A 25,004-nucleotide genomic window follows, 5' to 3' on the forward strand; every position below is an offset into this window, starting at 1 on the left:
GCGTCAGGGGCTGATGGCGAGGAACACGAACGCGGTGAAGATCCCGAGATGGACCCCGCCCTGCAACAGGGTGGCCCGGCCGGGCGCCACCGTCAGCGCGCCCACCACCACGGTGAGGACGAGCAGCACCATATGGGTGGCGGTCAGCCCGAGGACGAGCGGGCCCTCCAGCCAGATCATGGCGAGCGCGATGGCCGGGATCGTCAGCCCGATGCTCGCCATGGCCGAACCCAGGGCCAGGTTGAGGCTGGTCTGGACCCGCTCGCGGCGGGCGGCCCTGACAGCGGCGAGGGTCTCCGGCAGCAGCACCAGCAGGGCGATGACGACGCCCACCACGGCCTGCGGCAGCCCCGCCGACTCGACGCCCGACTCGATGGTGGGTGACACGGCCTTGGCGTCCCCGACGACGGCGATCAGCGCCACCACCAGCATCACCAGACTCAAGGTGGTCGCTCGGCGGCTGGGCAGCGGGGCGTGCGCGTCCTCCTCCTGCACGTCGCCCTCCTGGGTGACGGGAAGGAAGTAGTCACGGTGACGCACGGTCTGCACGGCGACGAACAGCCCGTACAGGACGAGCGAGGCGACGGCGGCGAACCCGAGCTGCGCCGGCGAGAACTGCGGCCCCGGCTTGCTGGTGGTGAACGTCGGCAGGACGAGGGTGAGGGTGGCCAGGGTCGCGACGGTGGCCAGCGCGGTGCCGGTGCCCTCGGGGTTGAAGACGGCGACCCGGCTGCGCAGGGCGCCGACGAGCAGGCACAGGCCGAGGATGCCGTTGCAGGTGATCATGACGGCGGCGAAGACGGTGTCACGGGCGAGGGTGGCGCTCTTGCCGCCGCCGTCGACCATCAGGGTGACGATGAGCGCCACTTCGATGACGGTGACGGCGACCGCGAGGACGAGCGATCCGAACGGCTCCCCCACCCGGTGGGCGACGACCTCGGCGTGGTGCACCGCCGCGAGCACCGCCCCCGCGAGACAGAGGGCGACCAGGCCGACCGCGAACCCCGGGAGGCTGCGCCCCCAGCTCAGCACGAGGGCGACCACCGCGAGCAGCGGCACCACCACGGTCCACCGGGAGATCAGGGACCGGACGCCGATGCTCGTACTCATGCGCCACACGCTGCCAGAGGTGGCACGGGTCCGCTCGGTGACCGCGCGGAGCCACCCGGCCCCGGAGGGTTGACACCTGCGGCGGCCCGCAAGAAAGTTTCAGCACTCGATCCGGATCTCGGAAGACACTTTCAGGGGAGGGCCTTTCCATGGCGGAGGAAGCGGCCGGCGGTGGGATCAGCCGGCGCAGGCTGGGCGGTGGGGTGCTGGCCCTCGGCGGGGCGTTCGCGGTGGCGCCGGTGCCCTTCGCCGACAGCGCCTTCGCGCGTACGGCCTCCCCGCACGGTTCCGGACCGGCCGGCCGTACGCTGCGCCGCGGCTCCGCCGAGCGGGCCGGGCTGATCCAGCGGGAGCTGGACGGGCTGGTCGCCGCCGCCGAGACGTTCCTCGGCCCCTCCCCCGTCCATCCCTGGTACGCGGGCGCCGTGCTGCTCGCGGGGCGCGGCGCGACGGTCGCCCTGCACCGGCCGATCGGCCACGCCGTGCGCTACTCGGCGTACGACGAGACGACCGGCGCGGGGGTGGAGCTGCCCGCCGGGCGGCGGATCGCGATGGCCGAGGACACGGTCTTCGACCTCGCCTCGGTCTCCAAGCTCTTCACCTCGATCCTCGCCGTCCAGCAGATCGAGCGCGGCGCGCTGGAGCTGGAGCGGCCCGTCGTCGCGTACCTTCCGGAGTTCGCGGGCGCGGACGCCGCGCGAGCCGCGGGCAAGAGGGACATCACGGTGCGCCACCTGCTGACGCACACCTCAGGTCTCCGCGCGTGGATCCCGCTCTACACGGCGCCGACCCGCGAGGGAAAGCTCCAGCTCCTGTGGGACGAGGTGCCCACGGACCCGCCCGGCACGGTGTACCGGTACTCGGACCTCAACCTGATCTCGCTCCAGCTCGTCCTGGAGCGGATCACCGGCCACCCCCTGGACGCACTGCTCCGTACCGAGATCACCGCTCCGCTCGGGATGCGCCGCACGCGCTACAACCCGCCCGCGTCCTGGCGGCCCGGCGTCGCCGCCACCGAGGACGCGCGCCCACCGTGGTCGGGGCTGGACCGCGGGCTGGTGTGGGGCGAGGTGCACGACGAGAACGCGTACAGCCTCGGCGGTGTCGCGGGCCACGCCGGGGTCTTCTCCGACGCCTGGGACCTGGCGGTCCTCGCCCGTACGCTCCTCGACGGCGGTGCCTACGGACGGGCGAGGATCCTGCGTCCCGAGTCGGTGGAGCTGATGTTCACCGACTTCAACCCGGCCTTCCCCGGCGACGCCCACGGGCTGGGGTTCGAGCTGTACCAGCACTGGTACATGGGGGCGATGGCCACGCCGGCCACGGCGGGCCACACCGGGTTCACCGGCACCAGCCTCATCCTCGACCCGACGACGGACTCGTTCCTGATCGTGCTCGGCAACTCCGTCCACCCGGTACGGAACTGGCGCTCGGGCAGCGCGCCGCGCGTGGCCACCGCCGACCGGATGGCGCGCGCCGTGGCGGTCGGCCCGGCCCGGCGCCGTACCGCCTGGTTCGGCGGGATGGCGAACGCGACGACGGCCACGCTCACCCTGCCCACGCTCACCCCGGCCTCCGGCCGCGGGCGGCTGCGCTGCTCCGTGTGGTGGGACACCGAACCGGAGGCGGACGCCCTGTTCCTGGAGGCGTCCGGGGACGGCGGGGTGAGCTGGCGGCCGGTGCCCTTCACCACCCTGGCGGCGGGGCAGGAGCCGCGGGAGCGCCCGGTGGGCTCGGTGACGGGCTGGTCGGGGCGGGTCTGGCACCGGGTGACCGCGGAACTCACGGAGTGGCGGGGACGCGAGACCGTGGTGCGCTGGCGGTACACGACGGACCGGCTGTACGTGGGGCGGGGCGTGTACGTCAGCGGACTGCGGGTCGAGGACGGCGGCCGTACGCTCTTCGACGAGACGCGCGCCCGGGACGCGGCACGGATCACGGCGGCCGGCTGGGCGCCCTCGGCGGACTGACACCCGTGCCCCCGGCACCGTCGGCTACCGGCCCAGGGCCGCCATCGCCGCGTTGTGGCCGGCCACCCCGCTGACCCCGCCGCCACGCACCGCGCCCGCGCCGCACAGCAGGACGTTCGCGTGCGCCGTGGCCACGCCCCAGCGGCCCGAGGAGCCGTCCTCGTACGGGAAGGCGAGGTCGCGGTGGAAGATGTGGCCACCGGGCAGCCGCAGTTCGCGTTCGAGGTCGAGCGGTGTCTTCGCCTCGATGCAGGGGCGGCCGTCCTCGTCGAGGGCGAGACAGCCGGCGATCGGTTCCGCCAGCCGCTCGTCGAGCTGGGCGAGCGTCGCCGTGAGCAGTTCCGCGCGCGCCGCGTCGTTGTCCTGCGCGAAGAGCCGTGCGGGCGTGTGGAGTCCGAACAGGGTCAGGGTCTGGTAGCCCCGCGCGGCCGGTTCCGGTCCGAGGATCGACGGGTCGGTGAGGGTGTGGCAGTAGATCTCCGACGGCGGGGCGCCGGGCAGGACGCCGGCCGCCGCCTGTTCGTACGCCGTGGCCAACTGACCGTACCCCTCCGCGACATGGAACGTGCCGGCGAACGCCTCCCGGGGGTCGACGGACCGGTCGCGCAGCTCCGGCAGCCGGCGCAGCACCATGTTGACCTTGAGCTGGGCGCCCTCGGCGGCGGCCGGCGGCTCCTCGCCGAGGAGGGCCGCGAGGGCCTGGGGAGAGGCGTTGACGAGGACCTGACGGGCCGCCACCACTCCGTCCGCGTCGCCCGTCCGGTAGGCGACCTCGGCATGCGTTCCGTCGGTCTCGACGGCACTCACCTCGTGCCCGGTGGCGATCTCCGCGCCCGCCGCCCGCGCGGCGTCGGCCAGCGCGTCGGTGAGCGCGCCCATGCCGCCCACGGGGACGTCCCAGTCGCCGGTCCCGCCGCCGATCACGTGGTAGAGGAAGCAGCGGTTCTGTACGAGTGAGGGATCGTGGGCGTCGGCGAAGGTGCCGATGAGCGCGTCGGTGAGGACCACGCCCCGGACGAGGTCGTGGTCGAACCGTTCCTCGATCGCCGCGCCGATCGGCTCCTCGAACAGCATCCGCCAGGCCTTCTCGTCGCCGATCCGGTCGCGCAGCGCGGCCCGGGTGGGCAACGGTTCCATGAGGGTGGGGAAGATCCGTCCGGCGACGCGCGCCGTCGTCGCGTAGAACTCCCGCCACGCCGCGTACTCCGCGTCCGAGCCGGTCAGCGCGGCGAAGGAGTCCCGCGTACGCCCCGCGCCGACCAGCAGTCCGCCGTCGCCCAGGGGGGTGTACGAGGAGACGGTGCGCTTGCGTACGGCGAAGCGCAGCCCCAGCTCCCGCACGATGGTGCCGGGCAGGAGGGAGACCAGGTACGAGTAGCGGGAGAGCCGGGCGTCCACCCCGGGGAAGGGGCGGCTGGAGACGGCGGCGCCTCCGGTGGCGCCGAGCCGTTCGAGGACGAGGACGGAGCGTCCGGCGCGGGCGAGGTAGGCGGCGGCGACCAGTCCGTTGTGGCCGCCGCCCACGATGACGGCGTCGTACGAGGCGTGTGCGGGCATGGCCCTTGGTAACACGCGGATGATCTCGGGGCCAGACCGGGCGCCGAAGCGGTGTACCCGAAAGCCGCGGGGCGACGGGCGGCGCGCCGGGCCAGGGCGCGGGGCGACGGGCCCGCGCGCCGGGCCAGGGCGCGGGGCGGCGCGCGCGGTCAGTATCCGCGCGCGCCGTGCTGCTGGCGGAGCGCCGCCACCTGCCGGTAGAGCTGCACCGCCTCCGCTCCCCTGCCGAGCTGTTCCAGGCAGTGCGCCTCGTCGTTGCGGCTGGCGAGTGCGTCGGGGTGGGTGGCGCCGAGCACCCGGTCGCGGGTGTCGGCGACCTGACGGTAGACGGAGAGTGCGTCGGACCAGCGGCCGAGCCAGCCCAGGCCGACGGCGATCTCCCGGCGGCTGACGAGGGTGTCGGGGTGGTCGGTGCCCAGGACGCTCTCGCGGACCGCGCAGACGTCACGGGACTCCGTGAGCGCTTCCTCCCAGCGGGACAGGCGCCCCAGGTTGACGCAGAAGCCGTGCCGGGCGCGCAGCGTCTCGGGGTGGCGCGCGCCCTGGATCCGGGTACGGTCCTCCACCAGCGCGCGGTACAGCTCCAGCGCCTCCGTGCTCTCGCCGAGCCGCCCGAGGCTGATGCCGACCTCGTAGCGGGCGGCGAGGGTGTCGGGGTGGTCCGCGCCGAGGGATTCGGCGCGGGCGGCGGCGACCTCGCGGTAGGCGGTCAGCGCCTCGGGCCAGCGGCCGAGCTGACCGAGCGCGTACGCCACCTCGTACCGGCTGATCAGGGTGTCGGGGTGGTCGGGGCCGAGCACCCTGGCGCGCGCGGCGGCCACCTCGCCCGCGAGCCGGTGGGCGTCGTCGAGACGGCCCAGCCTGCCGAGGTTGTAGGCGAGGTTGTGGCGGCAGCGCAGGGTGTCCGCGTGGTCGGGGCCCATGGTGCGTTCCCGGGAGGCGAGGACCGCGGCGAAGACCTCGTGGGCCTCGAAGTGCCGGCCGAGCTGGCCGAGTACGTACGCCGTCTCCTGACGCGCGGCGAGCGTTTCCGGGTGGTCGGGGCCGAAGACCCGCTCGCGGCCCTCCGCGACGCGGGTGAACTCGCGCAGCGCGTCCGCCGTACGTCCGGTCCTGCTGAGGGTGAAGCCGACCTCGTAGCGGCTGCCGAGGGTGTCCGGGTGGTCCGGGCCGAGCGCGTGTTCGCGCTCGGCGGCGACCGCGCGGTGCACCTCGCCCGCCTCCTCCCAGCGGCCGAGCCGGCCGAGGCTGAGACCGGCGTTGTGTCTGCTGGTCAGGACGGCGAGCTGGTCGGGCGACGGGGTGGGCCGTCCCGAGGCGAGCGGCCGGGGGAGCCCGGCACGCGGGTCGACCGGGGTGGTCCACTCGCCGGTCAGCCCGGCGGTGCGGTCGGGCGGGGTGGGCCGCGGGTCGGCCAGGCCGATCGCCTTGTGCCCCGTGGTCATGGAGCGGCTCCAGGACGGCAGGGGCGCGCCGTCGGGGCGCCCCGCCCCGTAGCCGCCGACGGAGTACGCGGCCGTCCCCGCGCCGGGGCCGCCGAGCGCCGGACGGCCGTAGCCGCCCGCGAGCGTGCCGAGGCCGCCGCCGAGTCCCGTGCCGGCGCGGGCCTCGCTGATCCTGCGCCGGAGGACGCCCGCGTCGGCGGGGCGCTCCTCGGGGGTCTTGGCCAGCAGGTCGAGGACGATCCCGTCGAAGAACGCGGGCAGCTCGGAGCGGTGGCCGCTGGGCGCCTCGGGGATGGTGTCGCGGTGGCCGACCAGCACCGACCAGGCGTCCGCCAGGTCGAACGGCGGGGCGCCGGTGGCGATCTCGTACAGCACGCAGCCGAGCGAGTAGAGATCGCTGCGGTGGTCGACGGATCCGCCGCCGATCTGCTCGGGCGACATGTAGTGCGGGGTCCCCATCGCGATGCCCGTACCGGTGAGACGCGAGGTGAAGCCGATGTCGTGGCCGAGGCGCGCGATGCCGAAGTCACAGATCTTCACGGCGCCGCTGGTGAGCCGCATGATGTTGGCGGGCTTCAGGTCGCGGTGGACGATGCCCTGTTCGTGGGTGTACGCGAGGGCGTCGGCGACCTGCTCGGCGATGTCGACGACGTCGGGCACCGGGAGCAGGTTCCCGTGGTCCTCCAGGAGCTGGCTGAGGTTGCGTCCCTCCAGCAGTTCCATGACGAGGTAGAGGACCCCGTCGTACTCGCCGAAGTCGTGGACGACGGTGACGCCGCGGTGCTGGAGGGCCGCCGCGACCCGGGCCTCGCGGCGGAACCGCTCGCGCATGATCCGGGTGAAGGAGTCGTCGCGCTGCGGGCCGAGCGGTTTGAGGCACTTGACGGCGACCTGCCGGCCGAGCGACTCGTCGCGTGCCCGCCAGACCTCGCCCATCCCACCGCGCCCGATGAGATCGAGCAGCCGGTAGCGGCCCTGGATCAGCATGCTGTCCGCCATCGCGTGCCGTGGCCCCCCATCACCCTCGCTGCGCCCTCCCCGGCCCGTCCAGTATGGCGGCCCTGGCCTGGAGTGTGTACGGGGCGGGACACGTGTCGGGGCCGAGCCGCGCCGTCGCGCGCTCGATGTGGCGCGGCGGCGGCTTTCCGCGGGCCCGGCCAGGGCCGCGGCGCAGCAGGTCGCCGGCGGCGAGGAGCCGGTGGGTGACGGTGTCCGGGCCGGGTGACAGCCCGGGACCGGCCGCCGGGGCCGGACCCGCCGTCCCCGCCGCCGCTGTCTTCTTCATGGCCCCTGCCTCCCCTGCCCGTACCGCCGCCGCCCCGGTGGTCGGCCCGCGGCACGCCCTGGAGGCTCTGTCTGACACATCCCGCCTGGCACGCGACGCCTGGCACGCACGCTCGCCGCGTTGTCGGAGTCGTCCACGTACGTCCGGGTCGTCGAGAGCGCCGATCCTCCGCCTTGCGATCGCGCTCGGCATCCGAAGGGCAATTCAGTGCGCCGAGAGGAGCGAGTGCAGCGCACCGGACGCCCCGCGCCCCGCCCTACGGGCGGACGGCGCTATTCGTCAGACAGAGCCCAGCGCCGGGTGCGGGCGTCGCGTACGTACGTGACCGTGGCGTACGTACGTCACGGTCGCGCAGGTACGCCGGGGGCACGGACCGCTCCTGACGGGCGGAGCCGCGTCCGGCGTTGCACGATGGCAGCATGCTGCTGGCACCGCTGGCCCGTGTCTCCCGGGAGGTCGCCGAAAGCTCGGCACGGACCCGGAAGATCTCCCTGCTGGCCGGTGTCTTCCGGTCGGCCGGGCCGCGGGACGTGCCCGTCGTCATCCCCTATCTGGCGGGGCGGCTGCCCCAGGGGCGGATCGGGGTCGGCTGGAACGCGCTGAAGGACCCGCCGCCGCCCGCGGACCGGGCCTCGCTGACCGTGCACGGCACCGACGCCGTGTTCAGCGCGCTCGCGGCCGTCTCGGGGGCCGGGGCGCAGGGTGAGCGTCGGCGGCTGGTGCGGGAGTTGCTGGGGGCGGCCACCGGGGAGGAGCAGCGGTTCCTGGTGGGGCTGATCTCCGGGGAGGTGCGTCAGGGCGCGCTGGAGGCGGTCGCGGTCGAGGCGCTCGCGCAGACGTCGGGCGCCTCCTCGGCGGCCGTACGGCGGGCGGTGATGCTGGCGGGGTCGCTGCTGCCGGTGGCCGAGCGGCTGCTGGCGGAGGGTCCGCACGTACTGGAGGAGTTCCTGCTGACGGTGGGCCGTCCCGTCCTGCCGATGCTCGCGCAGAGCGCCACGAGCGTGGCGGAGGCGGTCGAGCGGCTCGGGGAGTGCGTGGTGGAGGAGAAACTGGACGGGATCCGGGTGCAGGTGCACCGGGACGGGGCCACGGTACGGGTCTTCACGCGCACCCTCGACGAGATCACCGGGCGGCTGCCGGAGGTGACCGCGGCGGCGCTGGGGCTGGGCGGCGACCGGTTCGTGCTGGACGGGGAGGTGATCGCGCTGGACGAGCGGGGCAGGCCGAGGCCGTTCCAGGAGGTCGCGGGGCGGGTCGGGTCGCGTACGGACGTCTCGTCGGCCGCGACGGCCGTGCCGCTGTCGCCGGTCTTCTTCGACGTCCTCGCGGCCGACGGGGAGGATCTGCTCGATCTGCCGTGCGCGGACCGGCACGAGGTGCTGGCGCGGCTGGTGCCCGAGCCGATGCGGGTACGGCGGCTCGTCGTCCCGGCCGGTCCGGGGGCTCCCGCCGATCCCGGGGCCGGGGAGGCGTTCCTCCGGGAGACCCTGGACCGGGGGCACGAGGGGGTGGTGGTGAAGGCGCTCGACACGCCGTACAGCGCGGGCCGCAGGGGCGCCGGCTGGCTGAAGGTGAAGCCGGTGCACACCCTGGATCTGGTGGTGCTGGCCGCCGAGTGGGGTCATGGCCGGCGGACCGGACGGCTCTCGAATCTGCATCTCGGCGCGCGGCGGGAGGACGGCTCGTTCGTGATGCTCGGCAAGACGTTCAAGGGGCTGACGGACGTGATGCTGGAGTGGCAGACGGGCCGGCTGCGGGAACTGGCGCTGCGGGACGACGGCTTCACCGTGACCGTACGTCCCGAACTGGTCGTCGAGATCGCGTACGACGGGCTTCAGCGGTCGTCCCGCTATCCGGCGGGGGTGACGCTGCGCTTCGCGCGGGTGGTGCGCTACCGCGAGGACAAGACGGCGGAGGAGGCGGACGCGGTCGGGACGGTACTGGCGGCCCACGGCCGGGCCCCGCAGCGGCCGGACTGAGCGTCCGCGCCGTCCCGGGAGGCGCACGCCCCGGAGGCGCCGTCCCGGGAGGCGGTGCCGGTTACGGGGCCGTCGTGGCGCGCGGGACCACCGACGCGAGGACGGTCGGCAGCGCGTGCCAGTCCGCCGAGATCAGGCTCGCGTTCCGCTGCGCGAGCAGCACCAGCCGGTCGCGGGCCTGCTGCTCGGTGGGGTTGGCGCCGTCGATGGCGGGCGCCACGTTGTGCGCGTCGGTCATCAGCAGGAAGTAGTTCCGCTGGGCGTACCAGGCGGTGTCGATGGTGCCGGCCGCGTACGCGGCGGCGTCGCCGTCGAAGAAGACGAACCAGGGCCTGAGCGTGGCGTCCGTGTACCGGGTACGGGGATCACCGGCCGCGGCCTTGTGAACGGCGGGGAAGGCCGAGGCCTCGCCCAGCCGGCCGGCCGCCTTGAGGTCGCGCAGGTAAATGGCGTACTCCCGGTCGGTCCACAGGGTGTCGAGCGGGTTCTGCTCCTCCACCGTGCCCGGGATGAGTTCGACGATGAACTTGCCCGCGAGCTGCGCGCGCGTCGGCCAGGCGCCGGCCTGGGCCGCCTGGTCGAGGTCGGCGTGGCCACCGGCCAGATCGGCGGGGCGGTAGAGCGCGTCGCCCAGCTTGGCGGTCAGCAGCGCGTCGAGGGCGGCGGGGCCACGGCCGCCCTGGCCCTGGAATCCGTCCTTCATCTCCAGCTTGAGCACGACGGGGCGGTGGCCCGGGTTGGCGTCGTGCCAGACCTTGATGTCGGCGAGGCAGCCTGGCAGATCGCGGTTACGCGTCTTGGTGCGCAGTTCGGCGGCGCTCGCCGCGTTGACGCAGTTGTTGTCGTTGCCGATCGGGTTGGAGTGCGACACGCGCCAGGAGGCGCCGTACACATTGGTCCAGACGTCGAGTTCGAGCATCCCGGCGCCGGAGTCCAGGGCGTCGGCGAAGTAGGGGAAGGTGGCCTTCTCGTACGCGTTGTGGACACCGACCCCGGTGCCGGAGGGGTAGGGCAACTGGCCGGTGTCGGCGGCCCCGGCCGGGGTGGTGACGAGGGCGAGCACGGCGGCGGCGCCGGCCACCAGGGTCGTACGAAGAAGCTTTGCCATATCCCTTGGGTTCCTCTCGGCATGCATGTCTTGGGCATGTCAACAGAGAGGCAGCGTAAGGGAGTTCGGTGACAAGCGGGAGGACATCGGGCCTACGGAAGCGATCACCGGGGAAACGGGCAGCGCCGGGGGTGGTGGCGGAACGCGGCGGTGCGGTGCCGGGACGTGACAGCGCCAGGGGGCGACGGCAGGGCGGGCTGCCGGGGCCGATGGCGGGCCGGCTGGGGCCGGGCGCGGCAACGCGGCCCGGCTGAGGGGGCGCGTCGTGCGGGCCCGCGTTCGTGCGGGTGCGCACAGGCTGAGGGGGCGCGTACCGGCCGGGGCTGGCTGGTATGCGCACGGGCGCCTCCGTTCGGCGCCTTCTCACGGCGCCTTCGTACGGCCGCTCTCGTACGGGCGCCTTCTCACGGCCCCCGGCGCGTACCGGCCGGGGGCCGGCCGCACCCGTACAGGCGCTTTCGTACGGGCGCCTCCATAGGGCCGCTCTCGTACGGGCGCCCTCGTACCGGCGCCTCCTCACGGCCGCCCTCGTACGGCCGCTCCCCTCAGCGGTCGCCGTACGGGAGAGGCCCGCTCGTCACGGAAGCTGCTCCTCGATGGCCGCCCGCCCTCGCTCGGCCAGTCGGCGCCGGGCCCAGGCGAGGCTCTCCGGGGTGAGGTCGCGGCCGGAGGCGAGCGCGAGATCCTCGGCCGTCACCTCTTCACAGGCTCCGGTGTGGAGCAGCCGGTCCGGGGTCGCGCTCTCGATCTCGATCTCGGGCTGCGCAGCGGACTCTTCGTTCATGCCGGCCTCCTCGTTCGTCCGGTGGGGCCATTCTCGTGCCCCTCCGGCCCGGTCGCATCCCCGGTGGCCCCCGGTCAGCCGCGCTGTCCGGGGTCCGGAGCCGGCCTGGCCCTGGCGGCGTACTGCCGCCCGAGCAGTTCGGCGAGGCCGCGCCGGGTGGCGGCGAGGACCACCCGGTCCCTGGCGTGCAGCACGTAACCGGGATGCAGGTCCCACACGAGCCCGGGGGGCCGCCGCCCCTCGGGGCCCGGCCGCGTGTCCGTGAGATCCGGCGCCCGGTCCCCCGGCTCCGCCGTGTCGAGCGCGATGACCCGCCAGGCGCCGGGCCTGAACACCTCGGCGACCGTACGCCCCTCAAGCCGGGGGTGGCCCGCGACATCGATCGCGGCGACCAGCAGCACCCGGCGCTCGACGGGGATCGCCCCGAGGATCTGCCGCCCCATCATGGCGATGGCGAAGGCCGGGGCCGCCAGGGTGGAGACACTGCGGCTTCGGGTCAGCGCCCCGGGGTGGGCGGCGCGCAGGGTGCGGTAGACGGCGGTCGCGAAGTCGTCGTCGTACAGCCGCAGGGCCACCCGCAGATCGGGGGTGACGGAGCGGGCGTAGAGCGCGGCCTCCAGGTTGGTGGTGTCGACGCTGGTGAGGGCGAGCAGGGCATGCGCCCGTTCGATCTTGGCCGCTTCCAGCACCCCTTCCTGGGTCACGTCGCCCAGGACGGTCGGGATCCGCAGCCTGCGGGCGAGCGCGATGCCGCGCGCCTCGGGGTCCTCCTCCACACAGACCACGGGGATGCCCAGCTCGCGCAGGGCGACCAGGACGCGGGTACCGACCTTGCCGAGGCCGAGCAGGACGACATGGCCGGACAGGCCGCGCGGCGGACGGCGCAGCGCGGACGCCGTACGGAAGGTGCCGAGGGCCTCCAGGACGGCGGCGAGCACCACGGGCAGCAGCAGAATCCCGGTCACCATGGCGAGGAGCTGCATGACCTGCCGGTTCACGGGCTCGCCGACCGCCGGGTCGCCGATGGCGAAGAGGTCGAGCAGCGTGAGGTAGAGGGCGCCCAGCGGGCGGACGTCGGTGGCGATCCACGAGGCGACGGCCAGCGCGAGTACGGCGGCGATGATCCCGGCGAACGACCAGCGCAGCCGGCGGGAGAAGAGCGAGGCGAGCGGGGCACCCCGGCCGGCGAGCCGGCTCGTCGGCAGATCGGGGCCGGCGTGGGACACGGCTTCCAGGACGACCGTACCGCGGCCGGTGGCGGCGGCGGCGCTCGCGTCGTCGGGCAGCAGCTGCGGGGCCTCCTGACCGCTGTTCTCCGAACCCTCCGTACCCGCGGGGTCGTTGGTGGTGGCCGAGAGGAGGGCGAGGGTGCACAGCCCGGGATCGGCGACCCGGCCGGGGCCCGGCGGGACGCGTTCCACGGCGCGCAGCAGCAGACCGTCCGCGCGGATGACCTTGCTGGTGCCCGCGACGGCGGTGGCGGCGAGCGCGGGGGCGGCCGTGTCCGCGTCCGAGAGGACGGTGGTGGTGGCGTCCAGCGCCCTCGCGTCGAGGCCGGGGACCGCGACGGCGGCGGCCTGGTCGAGGAGCCCTTCGAGGTGCTGGCCGAGCTTGCGGTTGTAGAGCCGGATGACCAGGCGCAGTTGGGGGTTGAGGCGGCGGGCGGCGAGGGCGGCCCGGATGTTGATCTCGTCGTCGTCGTGGACGAGGGCGAGGGCCGCCGCCTCCGCCACCCCGGCCTCCACGAGCACGTCCTCGTCGAGTTCGTCGGTCTCCAGGACCCGAGGCCCGCTCCCCCCTCCGCCGGGGTCGCCGCCCGCCGGGTCCGGCAGGGTCGCCGCGGTACGGGCCATGGCCGCGGACATCCGGCCGAAGAAGGCCGAGGCCCTGCCGGACCCGGCGACCGGAGCCGGCGGCAGCCGGGAGGCCCGTACCGGCGGCACGACCAGGGTGACCTGCTCGCCGTAGACATGGCGCAGCTCGCCCGCCAGCCGGTGGGCCAGCGTGTCGTCGCCGCAGACGACCATGTGGCCCGCCGTGGAGCCGTGGGGTACCTGGTGAGGAAGTGTGGACACCGCACCAGTGTGCCGCGCCCGTGTTCGGCAACGGCACAGCCGTCCCCGGCCGGGGGCGCGGCGGGGACGGCTGTTTTCCCGTCAGATGATGTCCTTCAGGACATTTCTGATGTCCAATCAGATCCGCTCAGTCAGGACTTGTTGACGGAGTAGGAGTGGGCTCCCGTCCCGGCCAGGGCGCCCCGGTCGACGATCAGGTACTCCTCGCGCAGGGGTGTGCCGGCGAACCAGGACTCCAGGATCTCCCGGGTGCCCGCCGCGTAACGGGCCTGCGCGGAGAGCGAGGAGCCGGAGATGTGCGGGGTCATGCCGTGGTGCGGCATGGTCCGCCAGGGGTGGTCGGCGGGCGCGGGCTGCGGGTACCAGACGTCACCGGCGTACCCGGCGAGCTGTCCGCCGCGCAGCGCGCGGTCGATGGCGTCACGGTCGGCGATCTTCGCGCGGGCGGTGTTGATGAGATAGGCGCCGCGCTTCATGGTGGCGATCAGCTCGTCACCGAACAGGCCCTCGGTCTCCGGGTGGAGGGGCGCGTTGATGGTGACGACGTCGCAGTGCGGGACCATGTCGGCCGTGCTCGCGTGCCAGGTGAGGTTCAGCTCCCGCTCGACGGACTCGGGCAGCCGGTGCCGGTCGGTGTAGTGGAGCCCCACGTCGAAGGGGGCGAGACGGCGCAGGACGGCGAGTCCGATACGGCCGGCGGCGACCGTGCCGACCTGCATGCCCTCCAGGTCGTACGAGCGGGAGACGCAGTCGGCGATGTTCCAGCCGCCGTCCAGGACCCACTGGTGGGAGGGGAGGTAGTTCCGTACGAGTGACAGTGTCATCATCACCACGTGCTCGGCGACGCTGATGCTGTTGCAGTACGTGACCTCGGCGACGGTGACGCCCTTGGCGATGGCGGCGTCGAGGTCGACGTGGTCGGAGCCGATGCCCGCGGTGACGGCGAGTTTCAGTTTCTCGGCCTTCGCGATCCGATCGGCCGTCAGATAGGCGGGCCAGAAGGGCTGCGAGATGACCACGTCGGCGTCGACCAGTTCCCGGTCGAAGACGGACCCTTCCCGGTCCTTGTCGGAGGTGACGACCAGGGTGTGGCCCTGGGACTCCAGAAAGCCGCGCAGCCCCAGTTCTCCGGAGACGCTGCCGAGGAGTTCGCCCGGGGTGAAGTCGATGGCCCGGGGGGTGGGGGTGGTCTGGCCGCCGGGGTAGTGGTCGATGCGGGGAAGGCCGTCCCTGGCGTAGGACTTGGGCCGGCCGTCCACCGGGTCGTCGTACAGCACACACAGCACCTTTGCCATGACTGCGGCTCCTCATCCGTTGCAGCGGGAAGGTGCGTCCACCTTCCCGGGGGCCGGTGACCACGGTCAAAGCGAACTTTCCTATGGCGGGATAGGACGCGGCTATCCCACCCTGTTCCGTACGGCCCCCGCGGTGACGACGTCGTGGGCGCTCATGCGGGGGACGGTGGCGCGGTCGGCCGGTGGTCCCGTCCTCAGGGGACTGCCGGGCCCGGGTACGCGTCGTCGAGGCGTCGGCCCGGGCGCGGCTACCGCCGCTGTCCGGGCGGGGTGGCCGGGCGCAGGTGGATGTCGAGGAGCCGGTCGAGCGCTTCCCGTACGTCCGCCTCCCTGGCGGTCTCCAGCAGGGCCCTGGCCAGGACGGGTTCGGGCGAACGGTCGGCGATGACCAGGCCGACGCGGGGGCCGCGCGCAGGGTGCTCCAGCGGAACCACCCGCATCCCGTCGGGGACGCCGAACATGTGCAGCCAGGCGTGCGAGATGACACTGGACCAGTGGCCGGCCGTGAGGTGCGCGTACAGGCCTGCGACCGAGTCCGTCTCGATGGCGGGGTCGACGGCGGGCACCCCGTCGGCGGCGAAGTATTCGTCCATGATCCGGCGGTTGCGCATCTGCGGGGAGAGCAGACAGAGCGGCTGCCGCGCGATGCTCGCCCAGCGGACGACCGGGTGGCCGGAGAGCGGGCCGTCGTACGGGGTGAGGAGCAGATAGCGCTCCTCGTAGAGCGGGGTTCTGCGGACCTGACCCAGGCTGTCGTCGTCCAGATAGGTGAGGGCGATGTCGAGTTCGAACGCGGCCAGCTTCCGGGCGATGTCGCGCGAGGAGAGCGAGTCGAGCGAGACACGGGCGCGCGGGTGGCGTTCGACGAAGGGGGTGGTGAGCAGGGAGGCGGCGGTGAGCGCGGTGGGGATGGCGCCCAGGCGCAGGGTCCCGGCGAGGCCGCCGCGCATCGCGGAGAGTTCATGGCGCAGGGCGTCGCGCTCGGCGAGGATGCGGTGCGCCCAGAGCAGGACGCGCTCGCCCTCGGGAGTGAGCCCTTCGAAGCGGCGGCCACGACGGACGATGGGCACGTCCAGCTCGTGTTCGAGTTTGCGGATGGCGGCGGAGAGCGACGGCTGGGAGACGTAGCAGGCCGCCGCGGCCCGGGCGAAGTGGCGTTCCCTGGCCAGGGCGACCAGATACTCCAGTTGACGCAGCAACAACACTTGCTCCCCTGCTCGTGCGGTGGCTTCGGCCCTTCCCCGGTTCCCCCTCCCCGGGTGGGGCTGGTGCCCCGTCGGCGACCGCCGTCACCCTGTCAGGCTCCCGGTCCCGGGGGAACGGCCCGTCCGGTGGCGGTACCCGGGGCGCGGGGGTACGGGTCACAGGGGTACGAGGGTGACTTCCGTGGCCTTGACGCCGGTCCAGACCGGGACCCCGTCGGCCAGCCGGAGTTCGGCCGCCGCCTCGGGGGTGATCTCGGAGACCAGGTCGGGCGCCTCGTCCGAGGTGATCAGGACGCGCAGCCGGCTGCCGAGCGCGGTGATCTCCCTGACCGTGCCGGGCCAGACGTTACGGGGGCTGCCGCCGGGCCGCTCCCGGTGGACGGAGACGGCCTCCGGAGCGATGATCGCCAGCGCCCGCGCGCCCTCCGGCAACGGCTCCGCGACCACCAGCCGGCCGCCCGCGTCGAGGATGAACCCGTCCGGGCCGAAGACGCCGGGCCAGGCGTTGCGGCCGAGCATCCGGGCCACCCACGGCGAGCGCGGATGCCGGGTCACCTCGGCGGGCGGCGCGTCCTGGAGGACCCTCCCCTCGTCGAGTACGAGGACCCGGTCGGCGAGGGAGACCGCCTCGACCGGGTCGTGCGTGACGATCAGGCAGACCCCGCCGAAGCCGTCGAGGTGGCCGCGCAGGGTGTGCCGTACCTGGGCCCGGGTGGTCTGGTCGAGCGCGGCCAGCGGCTCGTCCAGCAGCAGCAGCCGGGGGCGGGCGGCCAGCGCGCGGGCGAGTGCGACGCGCTGCGCCTGCCCGCCGGAGACCTGGTGGGGCTTGCGGTGGGCGAGCTGTCCGACGCCGAGCCGGTCGAGCCAGCGCTGTGCGGTACGGCGGGCCTCGGCGCGGGGTACTCCGTGGGCGCGCAGCCCGTACGCGGTGTTGGCGAGGGCGCTGAGGTGCGGGAAGAGCGCGCCGTTCTGCGGGACCCAGGCGACGCCCCGGCGGTGCGGCGGCAGGGAGGTGACGTCCAGTTCGCCGAGGCGCAGCTCCGCGTGGGCGCGCGGGGTGAGGCCGAGGAGCGCGCGGAGCAGGGTGGTCTTCCCGGCGCCGTTGGGGCCGACGACGGCGAGGGTGGTGCCGGGTTCGGCGTCCAGTACGAGCCGGTTGAAACCGCTCACCTCGGCGTGCAGCCGCCACTGCTCCGACGCCCCTTCCCGCCCTTCCGGCTCTTTCGGCTCTTTCGGCTCTTTCGGCCCGGTGGCACCGGGGGCGGCGGGGGTCGCCGACGCGGGCGCCAGGGGGTCCCCCGTGACGTCGCCGTCCGGCAGCGGGCCGCGCCCCGGCGCGCGGTCGGCCGCATGGCCGGTCCAGCGTCCGCGCAGCGCGATCAGGACGGCCATGGCGATGGCGAGCAGCAGCAGGGAGACCGAGGTGGCGGCCTCCGGTGAGTCCTGGAGCAGCAGATAGACCTGGAGCGGCAGGGTCTGGGTGGTGCCGGGCAGATTCCCGGCGAAGGTGATCGTGGCGCCGAACTCGCCGAGCGCGCGCGCCCAGGTCAGCGCGGCGCCCGCGGCGAGCCCCGGCGCGACCATCGGCAGGGTGACGGTGAGGAAGACCCGTACGGGCGAGGCGCCCAGCGACGCGGCGGTCTCCTCGTAGGCGGGCCGCAGCCCGGCGAGGGTGCCTTCGAGGCTGATGATGAGGAACGGCATCGCGACGAAGGTCGCGGCGACCACGGCGCCCGAGGTGTGGAACGGCAGGGTGATGCCGAAGGTGTCCTCCAGCCAGGGGCCGAGCAGCCCGCGCCGGCCGAAGCCGAGCAGCAGCGCCACACCGCCGACGGTCGGCGGCAGCACCATGGGCAGCAGGACGAGGGCGCGCACGAGGGTCTTGCCGGGGAAGTCCACCCGGGCCAGCAGCCAGGCCAGCGGCACACCGAGCAGCAGCGAGAGCGCGAGCGCCCAGAAGGAGACGAGCAGCGACAGCTTCAGCGCCTGGACCACGCCGGGGCTGGTGAGATGGGTGCCCAGCTCGCCCCAGGTGGTGCGGGCGAGGATCCCGATCAGGGGCAGCAGCAGGAACGCGACGGCGAGCAGCGCGGGGAGCGCCAGGGCGACGGGGGCGCGGAGCCCACGGATGCGGGAACGGCTCATCGGGGCCCCCGGGCGGGATCGGGTGGGAGGAGGTCACGGGGCCGCGCGGGTACGACGGCGTGGGTACGGGCGCGGGTGCCGCACAGGTACGGCGCGGGTGCCGCACGGACGACCGTGCGGCGACGCGTCGTGACAGCGGCCGGCGGGGCCGTTACGGCTTCTGGAAACCGGCCGCCTGGAGGATCTTCTGCGCCTCCGGGCCGCTGAGCCAGGTGACGAACGCGGTGGCGGCGTCGGCGTTCTTGGACGTCTTGAGCGTGGCGGCCGGGTACTGGGCGATCGCGTTCTGCGCGTCGGGGATCTCCACGGCGTCGACCTTGTCCGTCGCCGTGGCCGCGTCGGTCTTGTAGACGATGCCGGCGTCGGCCTCGCCCAGCTCGACCTTGCTCAGCACGGCGCGGACGTTCGGCTCCTGCGAGACCGGCTTCACCTCGATCTTCCGCGCGTCCAGCACCTGCTTGCTGTAGCGGCCGACGGGCACCTCGGGGGCGGCCAGGACGACCTTCAGCTTCGGGTCGGCGAGGTCCTTCAAGTCCCCGACCTTCTCCGGGTTGCCCTCACCGGTGGCGATGACCAGGCGGTTCTTGGCGATGACCGTCGGGGTGCCGGTGTCGCTGCTCAGCCCGTCCATGGTCTTGGTGTCGGCGGTGACCAGCGCGTCGGCGGGGGCGCCCTGGTTGACCTGCGCGGCCAGTTCCTGCGAACCGGCGAAGGAGAACGTGAGCTCGGTGCCCGGGTTGGCCTTCTCGTACGCGGCGCCCGCCGTCTTGAACACGTCGGTGAGCGAGGCGGCGGCGAGCACGGTGAGCTGGGCCTTGGGGGCGCCGCCCGACGAGGCGCCGTCCGTGGCGGCCGAGCCGGAGTCCTTCGCGTCGTCCTTGCCGCCGCAGGCCGCCAGCGGCAGGAGCAGGGCGGCGGTCACGAGCGCGGTGGCGGCGCGGCGGCGGGTCGGGGCGAGAGACATGAGGGTGCTCCTTGGCGGTGGGGCGGAGTAGGGCGCGGGGCGTGGAACGGCACCGGGACCGGCCGCGCGGCCGGGACGTTCGGGCGCGGCCGGCTCGGTTCAGACGCGGTCGACGTGCACGCTGGTGGCCTTCACCCGGGCGGTGGCCCGCATGCCGACCTCAAGGCCCAGTTCCTCGACGGCTTCCCGGGTCAGCAGCGAGACCAGCCGGTGCGGCCCCGCCTGGATCTCCACCTGGGCCGCGACATCGCCGAGGGTGACGGCGGTGACGATGCCGGGGAAGGCGTTGCGGGCCGAGGTGTACGAGACCTCGTCCTCGTCGGTGCCGTTCTGGGCGACCTCGACGGAGAACGCGGCCAGCGCGCGGCCGTCGATGAGACGGCGTCCGCCCTCGTCGCGATGGGTGGCGACCCGGCCCGCGTCGGCCCAGCGGCGCGCGGTGTCGGGGCTCACGCCGAGGAGCCGGGCCGCCTGACCGATCGTGTAGGAAGGCATGTGCGACAAGATAGGCCGGACAGCCTCGCATTTACAATTCTTCAGATGATGCTTCCTCGCAGATGAGAGGCGTTCGAAAAGGGAACGCGCGGCCGGGCCGGCGCCTCAGCGCTTGACGGCCCGCAGGATGACGAACTTCGGGTCGCTCGTCACGGTCTCGCAGTTGCCGAAGAGCCTGCGCAACTTGGTGTGGTAGCCGAGGTGCCGGTTGCCGATGACCCACAGCTCTCCTCCGGTCCGCAGCGCCGCGCGTGATCCGGTGAACATCCGCCACGCCGTCGCGTCGGTCGTCGACTGGTGCGTGTGGAACGGCGGGTTGATCAGGACGAGATCGGCCGACTCGGCCGGTACGCCGGTCAGGCTGTCGCCGAGGACGAACTCCGCGGGCGTTCCGGCGTCGACGTTCTTGCGGAAGGTGGCCTCGGCCGAGGCCACCGCCGCGTACGACTCGTCGATGAAGGTCACCGTGGCGTCCGGGTTGTCCAGTGCCACGGCGGTGCCGACGACCCCGTTGCCGCAGCCCAGATCGATCACCCGCTCGGGTCCCTGGCTCCGCGGAAGGTGGCGCAGCAGGAACCGGGTGCCGATGTCGAGGCGTTCCGCGCAGAAGATCCCCGCGTGGTTGACGACGGTACGGCCCGACACGGAGCCGAGTCCTTCGGGCAGCGCGTAGCTGTGCGGCCAGGGGCTGGCGGTCCGTACCCGCCCGGCCGCGGGGGTGCAGAAGATCAGCCGGGCCTTCTTGGCGGCGAGGGAGGTCTTCGTGGGGCCGAGGATCTGTTCGAAGAGTTTCAGGGTGGACGTGTGGATCTCCGTCACCCGGCCCGTGCCGATGACCAGGGTTCCCGGGTGCACGGCGGGTGACAGGCGGTGGAGCTGGTCCTCCAGCATGGCCAGGCTCTTGGGGACGCGGACCAGCAGCACATCGATCCGCTCGGGCGGCGTGTCGCGGCTGGACAGCAGCCGTACACCGTCCGCGTCGAGACCGGCGCGGCGCAGATTGGCACGGGTCGCCTGCTGGGTCAGGTACGAGTCGCTGATCTGTACGAGGTCGGCGGAGCCCCGCTCCCGGTGGCCGGCGAGCGCGGTGGTCAGCGCGCCCCACCGGTCCCCGACGACCACGACGGTGCCGGACAGGCCGGCCGGTCCGGGTGTGCCGGCCGGGGCGCCGTCGCCTTCCTGTCCGCCTTCCCCGAGGTGCCGCAGCAGGTACTCGTCGGCGGCGTCCCACGCGCGCAGCGTCTCGCGGGGATGTTCGGGGAATCGGGTGAGGCCGAACTCGCCCCAGGGTGTCGTCAAACGGTTCATCGTGCCCTCAGGCTATCCGCCCGGCAGCGCACCGTGCGCGGCGCGGCCTGCTAGGTGGCGGCCCCGTTCCGTGAGGAGAGTCTGCGGGCCCGGTCCAGGGCGGCCTGGGCCTGGCTCGGACTGAGTACCGCGGCGAACTCCGTACGCGCGATCTCCAGGACCACCTCGGCGTCGGCCGGGGGGCGCGGGTGGTCGCGCAGGGCGATGTCCGCGGCGGCCTGGGCCAGCAGGTCGTCGTCGGGGGATGCCCCGGGCTGGGACATGGTGTGGAGCACTTGGTGCCAGAGTCCGGTCATCGCGTCATTTCCCTTCGTCCGTCAGGAGGCCGTCGGCGGGGATGCTGTCGGAGGGGTTGCCGTCGTTGGGGATGCCGAGCGTGGCGAGCGCGTGGTGGACGAGTTCGTCGGCCAGCAGCTCCCGGGGGAACGCGGTGGCGTCGCGGGCCCAGTGCGCCACCAGTTCGTTGATGGCCCCGATGAGCGCCATGATGGCGAGGGAGTAGTCCCGGGGAACGGCCTCGCCCCGCTCGACGGCGCGCTCCGCCTCCCCGCTGAGGAAGTCGGACCACAGGCTCCGCCACAGCAGCCGGTGTTCCTCGACCGCGCGGCCGGCGCCGACGACCTCGACGAACGCGATCCGGGTGGCGGCGGGCTCCGCGGTGACGGCGGCCAGGTAGGAGCGGGTGAGGGCCGAGATCCGGGCCCTGGCTCCCGCCGACTCCATCCCGGGGTCGCTGAGCACCGTCAGCGCGGCTTCCATGCCCGCCCGCGCGACGTCGTTGTGCAGCGCGATCAGCAGCGCCTCACGGCCCTCGAACTCCTCGTAGAACGCGCGGATCGAGACATGGGCGGTGGCACAGATCCGCTCGATGGAGGTGGCCGGGTAGCCGCGGGTGGTGAACAGGTCGGTCGCGGTCATCAGCAGCCGCTCGCGGCGCGCCGCCCTGCGGTCCTGCCCCGTACGGTCCTGCTCCGTACGATCCTGCCCCGTGCGTGCGGGGTCGGTGCGGTTCGGGTCCTTGTGGCTCGGGTCCGTGCGGGCCTCCTTGGCTCTCGTACGGGCAGACGATGTCGTGTCCGCGGAATTCCGGCCCGGATCCATCCGACCTCCCCGAATCGCCCAGGGAACACGCGGTGTTGTCACCGATAAGGGCGCTTATCGAGCATCCCACGCACCAGGGGCCGACACGCCGCGTTCGGCGAATGCGCGCCGAACCGCAAACACGTCCGGACGGTACGGATCCGCTCCGTGCGCCGTACGGGATCGGCGCGGGCCGCCGGATCACTCGAACGGCCGTCGCACCGGGCTGCCCGGCCGCCCAGGCGGGATGCTCGTGCTGACCGGCCGTGCCACGGCACCGACCACGGGGAGAGGGGCCGCCATGACCACTCCCGCGGACCGGGCGGAGCGCGGCCGGGCGGCCCGCAAGGACGCGTCCCGGTCCTCGCACGGGCTGTGGATACCGGGCGCCGACCGGCTCGACCCGCTCGCCGTGCTGGCCCGGCAGGCCGCCCACCGGGTCCCTGAGCTGGTGCCGCTGCGCTACGAGCGGATGGCCGCGTCCCCGTACGCCTTTCTGCGCGGCGCCGCCGCCGTGATGGCCGCCGATCTGGCGACCCAGCCGCGTACGGGGCTGACCGTGCAGCTCTGCGGCGACGCCCATCTGCTGAACTTCGGGGTCTTCGCCGCACCCGACCGTGGCCTGCTCTTCGATCTCAACGACTTCGACGAGACCCTTCCCGGCCCGTTCGAGTGGGATGTGAAGCGGCTCGCGGCGAGCGTCGTGGTGGCCGCCCTCGACCAGGGCGCCCCGGCGGCGGACGCCAGGGACGCGGCGCGGGCCGCCGCCGGCGCGTACCGGACGTCGATGCGGCGGCTCGCGCGCCTCGGTGAACTGGGCGTCTGGTACGAGCGGATCGACACCGCGGACCTGCTCCCGCTCGTCCGGGCGGCCCGGCGGGGGCACGTCGGGGCGGATCTGCCGCAGGACTGCCGGCGCACCGGTCTGCGGGCGGTGGAGAAGCTGACCAGGACCGACACGACGGAGGGGCGGCGCCGGATCATCCACGACCCGCCGCTGCTCGAACCGGTCGGCCGTCTCGACACGGCGATGCTCCGGCGGCTCTTCATCGGGTACCGCAGCACGCTCCCCGAGGAGCAGCGGGTGCTCCTCGACCGGTTCCGGCTCGTCGACGTGGCCCGCAAGGTCACGGGGGTGGGGAGTGTCGGCACGCGGTGCTTCGTCGTGCTGCTGGAGGGGCGCGACGCGGGGGATCCGCTGCTCCTCCAGATCAAGGAGGCCGAGCGGTCGGTGCTCGCACCGCATGTCCAGCAGAGCGTGTACCCCCATCAGGGCCGGCGGGTGGTCGCGGGGCAGCGGCTGCTCCAGGCGGCGGGCGACATCTTCCTCGGCTGGGTCACGGGGCCCGAGGGGCACCACTTCTACTGGCGTCGGCTCCGGGACATGAAGGGGCCTGCCGTCGTCGAGGCCATGCCGCCGCCCCTGCTGCGGGCGTACGCGGAGCTGTGCGGCAGGGCCCTGGCGCGGGCGCACGCCCGCTCCGGGGACCGGATCGCCCTCGCGCACTACCTCGGCGGCTCGGACACCTTCGACCGCGCCGTGGCGGATTTCGCGCTGCGCTACGCCGACCGGAACACGGCCGACCACGCCGCGCTCGTCGCCGCACTCGCGGCCGACCGGATCCCGGCGGCAGCCCGTGAGGACACCGCCGTACAGGCAGGCTCGTACGGGCTCTGACGGTCCGGGTCGTACAAGTCCTGGGCTCTGTCGGGGATCTTGGGTTTTCCCGGTGCGGCAGCATGATCAGCAGGCATGCTCGGGTGGTTCCGATGACCGATGCAGCTGTCGGGGTGCCCGCTGTCCCTGCGCCCGCGTTCCGGTGAGCACGTACCGTCTCTGACTGCGCGGATCGCGCGAGCGAGCAGCCCGGTTGGTACGACGGCGATATGGGTGCGCGATCGGCTGGACGGGCTGTGGTGCGACGAGGACTTCGCCGACTGGCACCCGTGTGACGGACGCCCGGGTCTCTCGCCCGCTCGACTGGCCACCGTCTGTGTGCCGCAGTTCCTGCTCGGCCTGTCGGACCGGCAGGCCGCCGAGGCGGTCCGCTGCCGCATCGACTTCAAGTACGCGATGGCCATGGAGCTGGACGACCCCGGCTTCCGCCACAGCGTGCTGACCGGTTTCCGCGACCGTCTCGCCGAAGATGACCGTGCTGACCGACTCCTCGACCTCGCGCCGGCCCGCCTCAAGGAGGCCGGACTGGTGCGCGAGCGCACCACTCGGCGGACCGACTCCACTCACGTCCTGGCCTTGGTGCGGGACCTGACCCGCCTGGAGCTGATCACCGAAGCGGTCCGCGCCGCCCGCGCCTCCGCCCTCGGCGCCGTCGCACTGATCGCCTCCCTGTCGCTGACGGCCTGCCAGGGCGACGACGGGACCGGCGCCGGCTCCTCCGCTCCGGCGGACTCGGCCACGAGCGTCTCCTACTGGCAGGCGAGCATGGACCTGGCACTCCAGTACTGAGCCCCGTCACACACCGGGGACAGCCCGGGCCCCGGCCGACCGCTGACTCCCCCCGATCGGCGCCATGGCCATCTCCGCGCACCTGCACCCACGGCGCGTGCGGCCCGTATCCCGAAAGTCCGGGATACGGGCCGCGACCGTGCCGCCTCAGCTTGGCTCTCTCGGGGATCTTGGGGCTGTCGAGGTCAGGTGCCCAGGGTTCGCCAGGATTTCGGTCGGGGTAGCTCGCGCTGGTCGAGGTAGTTCTGGAAGGCAGTGGGTCGGCGGGGTGCAGGTGCTTCCTCAGCCGGTGGCAGTGCGCTGAGGCGCTCGATGTTGACGGCGATGGCCGTCAGGACGTGTTGGATGTGCGCTTTTCCCTGTCCTCGGTAGCGGCAGCGTCGCATGCCGTGGCCATTCACGAACCCGCTGATCGTGCTCTCGATGGCGGCCCGCAGCGAGTAGCGCGAGAGCCATTCCTGGGTCTGCTGCTCGGTGCGTGACCAACACCAGGGAGCACGAACGATGTGTTCGCCCAACGGTCACCGGGACAACGACGCGTTCCCCGCCACACCCCCAGGCAGTACACCGACCCTCTGAGCGGCGAAAACGGACCGTCCACTCGGAATGTCCATCAGGATCGGTACTTTCGGATTCCAAGATCCCCGACAGCGTCACACCCCAGGCTCTGTCTGACACATCCCGCCTGGCACGCGACGCCTGGCACGCACGCTCGCCGCGTGGTCGGAGTCG

General features: G+C 73.6%; 20 protein-coding genes. 4 read left to right on the forward strand and 16 right to left on the reverse strand.

Annotated features, from left to right (window positions below):
- Positions 1-3: 3 nt before the first annotated feature.
- Positions 4-1,110, reverse strand: coding sequence for a calcium:proton antiporter (locus ACFXPL_RS21035; protein WP_384921466.1), 1,107 nt, complete (start codon positions 1,108-1,110; stop codon positions 4-6).
- Positions 1,111-1,259: 149 nt separating this feature from the next.
- Between ACFXPL_RS21035 and ACFXPL_RS21040 the strand changes: the two genes are divergently transcribed.
- On the forward strand, positions 1,260-3,080 hold the full coding sequence (locus ACFXPL_RS21040; RefSeq protein WP_384921469.1) for a serine hydrolase: 1,821 nt from the start codon (positions 1,260-1,262) through the stop codon (positions 3,078-3,080).
- Between the two features lie 24 nt (positions 3,081-3,104).
- On the opposite strand, the gene ACFXPL_RS21045 is transcribed toward ACFXPL_RS21040, so the two are convergent.
- The 3 genes from ACFXPL_RS21045 to ACFXPL_RS21055 all read right to left on the reverse strand — a co-directional run bounded on the left by ACFXPL_RS21045 (position 3,105) and on the right by ACFXPL_RS21055 (position 7,367).
- Positions 3,105-4,637 (reverse strand): phytoene desaturase family protein, encoded by a 1,533-nt coding sequence (locus ACFXPL_RS21045; protein ID WP_384921472.1) that lies wholly within the window; start codon positions 4,635-4,637, stop codon positions 3,105-3,107.
- Between the two features lie 149 nt (positions 4,638-4,786).
- Positions 4,787-7,081, reverse strand: a complete 2,295-nt coding sequence (locus ACFXPL_RS21050; protein WP_384921475.1) for a tetratricopeptide repeat protein — start codon at positions 7,079-7,081, stop codon at positions 4,787-4,789.
- Between the two features lie 19 nt (positions 7,082-7,100).
- Positions 7,101-7,367 (reverse strand): hypothetical protein, encoded by a 267-nt coding sequence (locus ACFXPL_RS21055; RefSeq protein ID WP_384921478.1) that lies wholly within the window; start codon positions 7,365-7,367, stop codon positions 7,101-7,103.
- A gap of 419 nt (positions 7,368-7,786) precedes the next feature.
- Here ACFXPL_RS21055 and ACFXPL_RS21060 point away from each other — a divergent pair, with 419 nt between their 5' ends.
- Positions 7,787-9,346, forward strand: a complete 1,560-nt coding sequence (locus tag ACFXPL_RS21060; protein ID WP_384921481.1) for an ATP-dependent DNA ligase — start codon at positions 7,787-7,789, stop codon at positions 9,344-9,346.
- Between the two features lie 61 nt (positions 9,347-9,407).
- Here ACFXPL_RS21060 and ACFXPL_RS21065 read toward each other — a convergent pair whose 3' ends face one another.
- The 11 genes from ACFXPL_RS21065 to ACFXPL_RS21115 form a co-directional block, all read right to left on the reverse strand.
- Positions 9,408-10,454, reverse strand: coding sequence for a phosphatidylinositol-specific phospholipase C domain-containing protein (locus ACFXPL_RS21065; RefSeq protein ID WP_384921484.1), 1,047 nt, complete (start codon positions 10,452-10,454; stop codon positions 9,408-9,410).
- 577 nt (positions 10,455-11,031) lie between these two features.
- Positions 11,032-11,238 carry a hypothetical protein gene (locus ACFXPL_RS21070; protein ID WP_384921487.1) on the reverse strand — a complete coding sequence of 69 codons (207 nt, stop codon included), beginning with the start codon at positions 11,236-11,238 and terminating at the stop codon, positions 11,032-11,034.
- Positions 11,239-11,312: 74 nt separating this feature from the next.
- Positions 11,313-13,265: a potassium channel family protein gene (locus ACFXPL_RS21075; protein ID WP_384921572.1), complete on the reverse strand. Its 1,953-nt coding sequence runs from the start codon at positions 13,263-13,265 to the stop codon at positions 11,313-11,315.
- 179 nt (positions 13,266-13,444) lie between these two features.
- Positions 13,445-14,608 (reverse strand): NAD-dependent formate dehydrogenase, encoded by a 1,164-nt coding sequence (locus ACFXPL_RS21080; RefSeq protein WP_384921489.1) that lies wholly within the window; start codon positions 14,606-14,608, stop codon positions 13,445-13,447.
- A gap of 248 nt (positions 14,609-14,856) precedes the next feature.
- Positions 14,857-15,810: a LysR family transcriptional regulator gene (locus ACFXPL_RS21085; RefSeq protein ID WP_384921575.1), complete on the reverse strand. Its 954-nt coding sequence runs from the start codon at positions 15,808-15,810 to the stop codon at positions 14,857-14,859.
- 159 nt (positions 15,811-15,969) lie between these two features.
- Positions 15,970-17,958 (reverse strand): ABC transporter permease, encoded by a 1,989-nt coding sequence (locus ACFXPL_RS21090; protein ID WP_384921492.1) that lies wholly within the window; start codon positions 17,956-17,958, stop codon positions 15,970-15,972.
- Between the two features lie 151 nt (positions 17,959-18,109).
- Positions 18,110-18,922 carry a molybdate ABC transporter substrate-binding protein gene (gene modA / locus ACFXPL_RS21095; protein WP_384921495.1) on the reverse strand — a complete coding sequence of 271 codons (813 nt, stop codon included), beginning with the start codon at positions 18,920-18,922 and terminating at the stop codon, positions 18,110-18,112.
- Positions 18,923-19,021: 99 nt separating this feature from the next.
- Positions 19,022-19,417: a molybdopterin-binding protein gene (locus ACFXPL_RS21100; protein WP_384921498.1), complete on the reverse strand. Its 396-nt coding sequence runs from the start codon at positions 19,415-19,417 to the stop codon at positions 19,022-19,024.
- A gap of 105 nt (positions 19,418-19,522) precedes the next feature.
- The gene (locus ACFXPL_RS21105; RefSeq protein ID WP_384921501.1) at positions 19,523-20,725 is read right to left on the reverse strand and encodes a methyltransferase; all 1,203 of its coding nucleotides are present in this window, start codon (positions 20,723-20,725) and stop codon (positions 19,523-19,525) included.
- Positions 20,726-20,775: 50 nt separating this feature from the next.
- On the reverse strand, positions 20,776-21,021 hold the full coding sequence (locus ACFXPL_RS21110) for a hypothetical protein (protein WP_384921504.1): 246 nt from the start codon (positions 21,019-21,021) through the stop codon (positions 20,776-20,778).
- A gap of 4 nt (positions 21,022-21,025) precedes the next feature.
- Positions 21,026-21,826 (reverse strand): TetR/AcrR family transcriptional regulator, encoded by an 801-nt coding sequence (locus ACFXPL_RS21115; protein WP_384921507.1) that lies wholly within the window; start codon positions 21,824-21,826, stop codon positions 21,026-21,028.
- 280 nt (positions 21,827-22,106) lie between these two features.
- On the opposite strand from ACFXPL_RS21115, the gene ACFXPL_RS21120 reads away from it, so the two are divergent.
- A complete protein-coding gene (locus ACFXPL_RS21120; protein ID WP_384921510.1) occupies positions 22,107-23,483 on the forward strand; it encodes a DUF2252 domain-containing protein in 1,377 nt (458 codons plus the stop codon).
- A 213-nt stretch (positions 23,484-23,696) separates the two neighbouring features.
- A complete protein-coding gene (locus tag ACFXPL_RS21125) occupies positions 23,697-24,272 on the forward strand; it encodes a transposase (protein WP_384921513.1) in 576 nt (191 codons plus the stop codon).
- A 185-nt stretch (positions 24,273-24,457) separates the two neighbouring features.
- Here the strand turns inward: ACFXPL_RS21125 and ACFXPL_RS21130 are convergent, their stop codons facing one another.
- Positions 24,458-24,790 (reverse strand): transposase, encoded by a 333-nt coding sequence (locus ACFXPL_RS21130; protein WP_384921516.1) that lies wholly within the window; start codon positions 24,788-24,790, stop codon positions 24,458-24,460.
- Positions 24,791-25,004: the final 214 nt, after the last annotated feature.

The sequence above is a fragment of the Streptomyces sp. NPDC059092 genome, from assembly GCF_042756365.1.
In the GTDB taxonomy this organism is placed as follows: Bacteria; Actinomycetota; Actinomycetes; order Streptomycetales; family Streptomycetaceae; genus Streptomyces.

Coding starts and splice junctions, on each gene's coding strand:
- ACFXPL_RS21110 (WP_384921504.1), bottom strand. CDS start 21,021: ATGACCGGACTCTGGCACCAAGTGCTCCACACCATGTCCCAGCCCGGG.
- ACFXPL_RS21070 (WP_384921487.1), bottom strand. CDS start 11,238: ATGAACGAAGAGTCCGCTGCGCAGCCCGAGATCGAGATCGAGAGCGCG.
- ACFXPL_RS21115 (WP_384921507.1), bottom strand. CDS start 21,826: ATGGATCCGGGCCGGAATTCCGCGGACACGACATCGTCTGCCCGTACG.
- ACFXPL_RS21075 (WP_384921572.1), bottom strand. CDS start 13,265: ATGGTCGTCTGCGGCGACGACACGCTGGCCCACCGGCTGGCGGGCGAG.
- ACFXPL_RS21080 (WP_384921489.1), bottom strand. CDS start 14,608: ATGGCAAAGGTGCTGTGTGTGCTGTACGACGACCCGGTGGACGGCCGG.
- ACFXPL_RS21040 (WP_384921469.1), top strand. CDS start 1,260: ATGGCGGAGGAAGCGGCCGGCGGTGGGATCAGCCGGCGCAGGCTGGGC.
- ACFXPL_RS21035 (WP_384921466.1), bottom strand. CDS start 1,110: ATGAGTACGAGCATCGGCGTCCGGTCCCTGATCTCCCGGTGGACCGTG.
- ACFXPL_RS21100 (WP_384921498.1), bottom strand. CDS start 19,417: ATGCCTTCCTACACGATCGGTCAGGCGGCCCGGCTCCTCGGCGTGAGC.
- ACFXPL_RS21090 (WP_384921492.1), bottom strand. CDS start 17,958: ATGAGCCGTTCCCGCATCCGTGGGCTCCGCGCCCCCGTCGCCCTGGCG.
- ACFXPL_RS21065 (WP_384921484.1), bottom strand. CDS start 10,454: ATGGCAAAGCTTCTTCGTACGACCCTGGTGGCCGGCGCCGCCGCCGTG.
- modA (WP_384921495.1), bottom strand. CDS start 18,922: ATGTCTCTCGCCCCGACCCGCCGCCGCGCCGCCACCGCGCTCGTGACC.
- ACFXPL_RS21050 (WP_384921475.1), bottom strand. CDS start 7,081: ATGGCGGACAGCATGCTGATCCAGGGCCGCTACCGGCTGCTCGATCTC.
- ACFXPL_RS21045 (WP_384921472.1), bottom strand. CDS start 4,637: ATGCCCGCACACGCCTCGTACGACGCCGTCATCGTGGGCGGCGGCCAC.
- ACFXPL_RS21055 (WP_384921478.1), bottom strand. CDS start 7,367: ATGAAGAAGACAGCGGCGGCGGGGACGGCGGGTCCGGCCCCGGCGGCC.
- ACFXPL_RS21105 (WP_384921501.1), bottom strand. CDS start 20,725: ATGAACCGTTTGACGACACCCTGGGGCGAGTTCGGCCTCACCCGATTC.
- ACFXPL_RS21120 (WP_384921510.1), top strand. CDS start 22,107: ATGACCACTCCCGCGGACCGGGCGGAGCGCGGCCGGGCGGCCCGCAAG.
- ACFXPL_RS21060 (WP_384921481.1), top strand. CDS start 7,787: ATGCTGCTGGCACCGCTGGCCCGTGTCTCCCGGGAGGTCGCCGAAAGC.